The organism is Micromonospora sp. AMSO12t (assembly GCF_008806585.1).
Taxonomy (GTDB): Bacteria; Actinomycetota; Actinomycetes; order Mycobacteriales; family Micromonosporaceae; genus Micromonospora; species Micromonospora reichwaldensis.
The window spans coordinates 21,753-29,570 of the sequence record NZ_WAAS01000064.1 but is presented as its reverse complement, the minus strand read 5'-3'; the positions used below and the strand labels follow the sequence as shown (position 1 = coordinate 29,570).

The following is a 7,818-nucleotide window of genomic DNA, read 5'->3' as shown; positions in this document are numbered from 1 at the left end:
AATCGACGGCCCGACCAACCGCCCGGTGTCCGCGCCGCCACCTCCGCCGCCGGGCATCACCCCCATCGCTCCGGCGCAGCGGGGCACGGTGCCGCCGGCCGAGGCGGGAGAGCCGTTCCGCCCCACCCTGACCACGGCGGCGATCCAGAGCGCCCGCGCGGAGCGCCAGCGCACCGTGATCCCGCCCCGCCCGAAGACCAACGGCGAGCCGGCCACGCCCACGGGTGGCTTCAGCGCCACCGACCTGAGCGTTCCCGTGCCCACGCCACGCCCCGGCCAGGAACCCACGGCCGACCGGGCGGAGTCCGCTCCCCCCGGGTCCCGGGCGAACTGGCCGCTGGTCAACAACCCGGAGGACCCGGCCGACAGTTCCGCCAAGAACCCGGTCGTCGGCTCCTACGGCGACCGCGACGGGCGCGGCGTCGACGCCCCGACCGATCCGGGGGCGGAGCGCCGGGTCACCCCGCCCTGGCTGGCCGACGACCTGCCCCAGGAGCCTCCGGTGCTGCGGCTGGTCGAGCCGCCGCCGCTGGCGGACCGCGCGCTGCGCGGCGGAACGGGCCCGGCCGCCGACGCCCAGCCCGAGACGCCCCCGCTGCGGCTGGTCGACCGCGAGGAGGCCGCCCGTAATGGCCGGCCCGCCCCCCGCGAGGAGCGACCGCCGACCGAGTACCGGCCGGAACCCCGTGACGAGCGACCGGCCGCCGACTACCGACCGGCACTCCGGGACGAGCGGCCTGCCCTCCGCGACGAGCGGCCTGCCCTCCGCGACGAGCGACCGGCACCCCGCGACGAGCGGCCGGCGGCCGAGTACCGGCCGGCACTCCGCGACGAGCGGCCCGCACTCCGCGACGAGCGACCGGCGGCCGACTACCGCCCGGCGCCCCCGATGGAGCGCCGCCCGCCGCCCGTGTCCGACGAGGGCGACGGCGACCTGCTGATCTTCGCCCAGGCCAAGTCCGCCTGGTTCGTGGGGCACGACGACGAGTCCGACATGGAATGGTCGACCACGGCCGACACCGGCTGGCAGGCGGCCGAGCAGGCCGCCCGCCCGGCGGTCGGTGCCGAGACCTCGGCAGGGCTGCCGAAGCGGGTCCCCCAGGCCAACCTCGTCCCCGGCTCACCGCTGCGGGACGAGCGACCCCTGCGGATCGTCCGCGACGCGGCGAGCCTCGCCGAGAACACCACCGGCTACTTCCGCGGCTGGCGCCGTGGACAGGAGATCGGCGGGTTCGCGGTCGGCGGCCGACCCGGCCGGGAGGCCGCTGGCGGCTGGGACTTCACCCGCGACACGGGCGACCGCGACGACGACCGGGAATACGAGTACCGCTCCGCCGGCTACCGTTCCTGACCGCCGGGAAACCGCCTCCCACCTGCGTGTTCCTGCCCACACCCGGATAATTTGACGCCATGTCGCGGCGGCCGGGAGCATACCGGCGGAACAGCCGGCGGCAGGGGTCGCCGGGTGGGAAGGCGACTCATGGCGACATCGGCGAACGGCCCCTCCGTGTTCACCCGTCGGGGCCTGCTGGCCGCGACGGCCGGCACGCTCCTGCTCGGCGCCTGCGGGCGCGGCGAGACGGGCGAGGGCGGTCGCGCCACGGCCGTCGCACCGGGCGGTCAGGAGCTGCTGGTCGGGGTCAGCCTGGAGCTGACCGGTCCCGGCGCCGCGCTCGGCGTCCTCCAGCAGCGGGCGCTGGAGATCACCCTCGAATCGCTCAACGCCAAGGGCGTGCCGATCGGCAACCTCCGCCGCGCCGTACGGCTGGAGGTGCGGGACAACGCCGGCAACCCCGCGCTGGCGGCCCGGCAGGCCACCGCACTGGCCCGCGAGGGCGGCGTACACGCCCTGGTCGGCGGCACCATGGCCGAGACCTCGATGGCCCTGGCCGGGGTGGCGCAGAAGGAGCGGGTGCCGTTCCTCTCACTCGCCTTCGGCGACGGGATCGTGCTGCCGCTGGCGCAGCGGACGTACGTCTTCAAGATGACCCCGGACGCCGGCGACATGGCCCGACGGCTCGCCCGGCTCATCGCCTCGCAGCGGCTCTCCCGGGTGGCGCTGCTGGCCGCGGACGGCCTGCACGGCGACTCCGGCGTACGGGCCATGACAGGCGCCCTGCGGACGGCGGGGGTGGCGCTGAGCACCGCCACCCGGCTGCCCCGCACCGGCACGGACCTCCGCCGGGCGGCCCGCGCGGCGACGGGCTCGCGCCCCGACGGGGTGGTGGTGTGGGCGACCGCACCGGACTCGGCCGCCGCAGTCGGGGCGCTGCGCCGGACCGGCTACGACGGGCCGGTGTTCCTCGACGCGGGCGGGGTCGCCGAGCAGACCCTGGAGGGCGGGAACGCGGCCCTCCTGGAGGGCGCGTACGCCGTCCACCCGACCTCGCTGGGCGGGGCGATGCTCGCCAACACCACCATGTCGGCGCTGGACCGCAAGGAGTTCGTCTACCGCTACGTCCAGCTGCACGGCGGGTTCAGCGGCTTCGCCCCGTACGCGTCCGACGCGGTGCAGTTGGTCGCCGACGCGGCGCGGCTGTCCACCAGCGTCGACCGTGGACGGATCCGGGCGTTCCTGCAGAACCAGGTCACCGAGGGGATGGCGGGGATGTACTCCTTCACCCCCATCCGGCACGGCGGCATGGACCAGGGCTCACTGGGCGTCTACACCGTCAGCGCGGGTGCCTGGACGCGGGTGTCCTGACCCCGCGCCACCCTGGTGCGGGCAGCGACGAGCGCCCGGTGGCGGCCGAGGCCGTCACCGGGCGCGTCGCAGCGATCAGGCCGGCGCCACGGCGCGCGAGCGCCGCATGGTCAGCACGTACTCGACCAGCGAGATCAGCACGTGCTTCGTCGACTCCCGGTTACGGGCGTCGCAGGCCACCACCGGCACGTCGCCGGGGATCGCGAGCGCGTCCCGGACGTCCTGCGGGTCGTGGTACTGCATCCCGTCGAAGCAGTTGATGGCCACCAGGTACGGCAGCCGCCGGTGCTCGAAGAAGTCGATCGCCGCGAAGCAGTCGGCCAGCCGGCGGGTGTCCACCAGCACGACCGCGCCGATCGCGCCGCGGACCAACTCGTCCCACATGAACCAGAACCGGGTCTGCCCCGGCGTACCGAACAGGTACAGGATCAGGTCACGGTCGATCGAGATGCGGCCGAAGTCCATCGCCACCGTGGTCGTCGTCTTGCCCGGCACCTGCCGGGTGTCGTCGACGCCCACGCCGGCGGAGGTCATGATGGCCTCGGTCGTCAGCGGCGTGATCTCCGAGACCGAGCCGACCAGCGTCGTCTTGCCGACGCCGAATCCACCGGCGATAACGATCTTCGCCGACGTCACGCGCCCACTCGGGGTCGGCGGGCGGTGCGACATGTCAGAGCCTGCGAAGTCCACTCAGCACCCTCTCCAGCAGTTCAGTGCCCACCGCGTCGTCCGAGTCGTCCAGAATGGTCGGCTCGTGGACCGCGACCAGGCCGTCCGTCGCCATGTCGGCGATGAGCACCCGTGCCACACCGAGCGGGAGCTGCAGCCGCGCCGCGATCTCGGCGAGCGACTGCACACGTCCATCACACAGCGCAGCGATGTACTGGTGCTCGCGGCCCTGAGCGCCGTTGCCATTGGCAGCGGCGCGGCCGCGCACCGTCGTCTCGACGAGCGCCTCCAGCGCGATGTCGAGGCGGGGGCGGGTACGACCACGGGTAACGGCGTATGGACGGACCAACGCTCCGGTCGGCTCGTCACGATCGACCATGTCGCCGCTCACCTCCCTCGCACCCGGCACCGGCTCCGGATGGAGCCGTCGTCGTCGTTGTCGTTGTCACCCCGCCGACCTCACGGGTCAACGTGTCGTCAGCCCAGCATTCCCGCAGCCGCGCGTGGCTGCGGGGTCAACGCGTCGCCCACCCGGTCGACCAGCAGGGCCATCTCGTAGCCCACCTGTCCCACGTCGCTGCTGCGGGCGGCGAGCACCGCGAACGACGATCCGTCCGAGATGGACATCAGGAACAGGAAGCCATTGTCCATCTCCACCACTGTCTGCAGCACCGCGCCTCCCTCGAAGCAGCGGGCCGCGCCCTGGGTGAGGCTGACCAGACCGGACGCGATCGCGGCCAGCTGATCGGCCCGGTCCCGCGGGAGGTCCCGTGACGACGCGAGGAGCAGTCCGTCCGCGGAGACGGCGACCGCGTGCGCGACACCGGGTACCCGGTCGGCGAAGTTGGCCAGCAGCCAACCGAGATCCTGCGTAGTTGTCATCGTTCTTGCTCCTTCTGCCCGCTCCCGGCCATTGGGCCTGAGCCAGACTGCGAGGATTGCTGCCCTCCCGGAGTCGCCTCCGGGCTGGTCGGGTTGCTGTCCGACGGGTTCGTACGCCCCCGCTGCACGCCCCGATGGTAGGCCGAAAGCAGGCCTCGGACAGCCTCCGGCGTACGCCGCTGCACCGAGGTGGTGGGCTTCTCCACCGCGCCGGGCACCAGCTGCGCCATCGGGGTGCGCTTGGGGAGACCGGTCGAGGTGGTCGCCGCGACGGGCACCTCGGTCGCCGCCGAGGCGGCGCGCCACCCGTCGTCGGCCGCGGTCTGCCAACCCCCGGTCTGTTGCGAGGACCGGCGGTGACCGAAGCTGTCGGCGACGCCGGGGCGGGCACCCCCGTTGGTCGTCGGTCCGTTCTCGCGCGGCGCTCCTCCGGCCGCCGGAGTGTCTGCCATCGGTGCGTTACCTGTCGTCCCGGGTGGTGTCGGCTGCACGGCCCGACCGCCGGCGTCGACCCGGGCGAACTGCTGGGTCGGTGCACCGTTGGTCGGCGTCTTCTCGGCGGCCGGTGCCGCCTCCTCCGGCCCCGGGCGGCGGGTACGGAACCAGGCCGACTCGAGCTCCCGGAAGATCGGCAGCTCCATCGTCTCGTCCGCGTACCGCTGCGGGGTCTGGGCTGGCGGCGTGGTCGGTCGCGCCTGCGGGACGGCCGGTGCCGACCGCTCCGCCGGCGCGGGAGCCTGGGCCGCCGGGGTCGGCGCGCCGGAGCGCGGCACCCGCGGCAGTTCGGTCGTCATGTCCAGCGCGGCGGCCAGCCGCTCGGGCACCGGCGGGGTCGCCACGTCCCGGTCCCCACCGGCGACCGGCGGCCAGGCCGGCGGCGCCGGCGTGCTCGGACCCGGCATGCCGGGGGCCGGGCGCTGCGGCAGCGGGCCGGTCGACGGCGGCGAGTACGGCGGGCCGGAGTACGGCGCGGCCGAGACCGGCGGGCCCGAGTACGGGTGGCCGGAGACGGGTGACGCCGAGACCGGCATGCCGGAGACCGGCGGGCTGGACACCGGCGGCGCGGAGTAGGGAACCGGCGGGGTCGACACCGGCGGGCCCGCGTAGGGCACGGGCGGCGCGGAGACCGGCGGGACGGAGTACGGCCGGGCCTCGGGGCTGCTGGGCAGCTGCCGGGGAACGGCCTGCTGCTGGCCCGTGGCGTCCTGGTCGTCGGTCAACCGGCGCTGCGGCAGCGGGTCGATCGGCTCGCCGTTCGACGTGCGCGGCCGGTAGGCCTCGCCGCCGTTGAAGCCGCTGGCGCCGGTCAGGTCCGACCAGGCCGGCATGGACCGCGTCGAGCCGGCCGGTGTGCCGGCCCCGTTGCGCGGCGCCGGGTCGAACGGCCGGCCGCCCAGGGTGACCTGGTTGCCGGACTCGCCGGGGCGCTGCGTGGGCATCGGGTTGGCCGGGCCGTTGCCGAGCGCCGGCAGCGCGCCGAAGGCGGGAGCCGGGCCGTGCGACTGCGGGCCGGGCGCCGGCAGCGCGGGCGACGACTGCGGGCGGCCGGAGAGCGCCCGGGGCACGAGCACCGAGGTCGGCATGACCACCTCGGCGACGGTCCCCCGGTCGGTGCCCGGACGCAGCTCGACCTTGACGCCGTGCCGGGACGCCAGCCGGGCGACCACGACCAGGCCCATCATCCGCGAGACGGCCACGTCGACCTGCGGCGGCGTGGCGAGCCGCTCGTTGAGGTCGTGGAGCTGGTCGGGGCTGATCCCGATGCCCCGGTCCTCCACGTAGAGCGACGCGCGGTCGCCGACGCGCCGGGCCTCCACCATGACGTGCGAGTCCGGCGGCGAGAAGGCGGTGGCGTTGTCGAACAGCTCGGCGACCAGGTGGACCAGGTCGTTGACGGCGTGCGCCGCGACCTCGATGTCCCGGTCGATCACCCCGAACTCGATCCGGGTGTAGTGCTCGACCTCGGACTGGGCCGCCCGGAGCACGTCGATCAGCGCGGCCGGCTGCCGCTGCACGCGGGTGGAGTCGGCGCCGGCGAGCACCAGGAGGTTCTCGTCGTTACGGCGCATCCGGGTGGCCAGGTGGTCGAGCTGGAACAGCTCGGCCAGCCGGTCCGGGTCCTCCTCGCCGCGCTCCAGCCGGTCGAGGTGACCGATCAGGCGGTCGACCAGGATCTGCGAGCGGCGGGCCAGGTTGACGAACATCGTCGCGACGGACGCGCGCAGCGCGGCCTGTTCGGCGGCGGTGCGGACGGCCTCCAGGTGGACCGCGTTGAACGCCTCGGTCACCTGGCCGAACTCGTCCTTGCTGCGCACCGGCAGTGGCTCGGCGATCTGGTTGGCGAGCTGCACCGGGGAGAGCTGACCGGTCACCTTGGGGTCGCGCAGCCGGGCCACGGCCTGGGGCAGGCCGTACTGGGCGATGGAGAGGGCGCCCTGGCGCAGGTCGCGCAGGGAGCGGGCCATCGAGCGGGCGACCAGGTAGGCGAAGAGGATCGCCAGGAGCAGCATGCTGAGCAGCAGGCCGGTCTCCAGGAACACCTGGCGCTGCACGTCCGAGCGGAGGTTCTCGGCGCCCGCGACGACCTCACGGTCGATCTTCGTCTCGACCGTGCGGATCAGCTTGGCGTTGGCCACCATCGCCGCGTCCCACTGGTCGGCGTCGAACGGGGCGCCGGTCAGGCTGTCGGCGGTGGTGATGCCGTTGAGCCAGCTGTTGTAGGTGTTCGCCTCGCGCAGGTCGGGGCCGGCGACCACCTGGGCGTAGTACTCCTGCTCGGGCTGGCTGGCCACCACCTGGAAGCTCTGCAGCCACTGGCTGGAGCCGGTGCTGGTGGCGATGTACTCGTTGCGCAGGTTCGGGGTGAGCCGCTGCTGGATGAACGCCCGGTGCACCACGTCGCGGCGGCGGGAGAGGAACTCCTTGTTCCGGGCGGTGGCGGTCGACGCGCGCATCTTGTCGCTGAGCTCGTTGTCGCCGGCGAGCTGGGTGGCCGAGTCGCGGATGCTGATCAGGTCGTCGATCAGGCCGTCGTAGGCCTGCATGGCCGGGACGAGCCCGAGCTTGCCGTTGAAGACCTGGCTGCGGGTGCCGGGCAGGTCGGTCAGCGTCTGGTCGATCTCGCCCAGCAGACCGTCGAGGTTGGCCGGAAGGTCCTCGACCTCGGCCCGCTGCTGGGAGTACGACTTCTTGGCTTCGTCGACCTCGGCGTTGGCCCGCTCGTACGCCTGCTTGTAGCGAGCGTTGTCCTGGCCGCGCGGGACGCCCAGCAGGCGCAGCGCGTTGGTCCGCTCGTCCTGGAGGGTGTCGACCAGGTCGCCCGAGTAGCCGACGAGGTTGGCCAGGTCGCCGGCCCGGTTGGCGTTGTTGAGGGTCTCCAGGTGGTCGACCAGACCACTGGTGCCCACGACCACCGTGGCGATGGTCGGCACGATCATGATGAGACCGAGCTTGGACCAGATCGGCATGTCGCGGAACCGACCGGCCGGCCGGCGCAGACGCGACAGGAAGGAGCCCGCCGGCTTTGGCCGTTTGCTCACGTCACCGCCCTCGCGATTTCTGGA

5 protein-coding genes and 1 pseudogene are annotated in these 7,818 nt (G+C 74.0%); 2 read left to right on the top strand and 4 right to left on the bottom strand.

Features of this window, described 5'->3' with window-relative positions:
• Together F6X68_RS12765 and F6X68_RS12760 are read left to right on the top strand one after the other, a co-directional pair.
• A pseudogene (locus tag F6X68_RS12765) lies at positions 1-1,351 on the top strand (hypothetical protein); the annotation flags it as partial.
• 129 nt (positions 1,352-1,480) lie between these two features.
• Entirely contained in the window at positions 1,481-2,704 is a 1,224-nt protein-coding gene (locus F6X68_RS12760) for an ABC transporter substrate-binding protein (RefSeq protein WP_151454476.1), read from the top strand.
• 75 nt (positions 2,705-2,779) lie between these two features.
• Here F6X68_RS12760 and F6X68_RS12755 read toward each other — a convergent pair whose 3' ends face one another.
• The 4 genes from F6X68_RS12755 to F6X68_RS12740 form a co-directional block, all read right to left on the bottom strand.
• The gene (locus F6X68_RS12755) at positions 2,780-3,373 is read right to left on the bottom strand and encodes an ATP/GTP-binding protein (protein ID WP_132231432.1); all 594 of its coding nucleotides are present in this window, start codon (positions 3,371-3,373) and stop codon (positions 2,780-2,782) included.
• Position 3,374: 1 nt separating this feature from the next.
• Entirely contained in the window at positions 3,375-3,752 is a 378-nt protein-coding gene (locus tag F6X68_RS12750; RefSeq protein WP_151454479.1) for a DUF742 domain-containing protein, read from the bottom strand.
• A 98-nt stretch (positions 3,753-3,850) separates the two neighbouring features.
• Entirely contained in the window at positions 3,851-4,255 is a 405-nt protein-coding gene (locus F6X68_RS12745) for a roadblock/LC7 domain-containing protein (RefSeq protein WP_007455462.1), read from the bottom strand.
• Positions 4,252-7,794, bottom strand: coding sequence for a sensor histidine kinase (locus F6X68_RS12740; protein WP_151454475.1), 3,543 nt, complete (start codon positions 7,792-7,794; stop codon positions 4,252-4,254). The genes F6X68_RS12745 and F6X68_RS12740 overlap by 4 nt, the downstream gene beginning before the upstream one ends.
• Positions 7,795-7,818 lie beyond the last annotated feature (24 nt).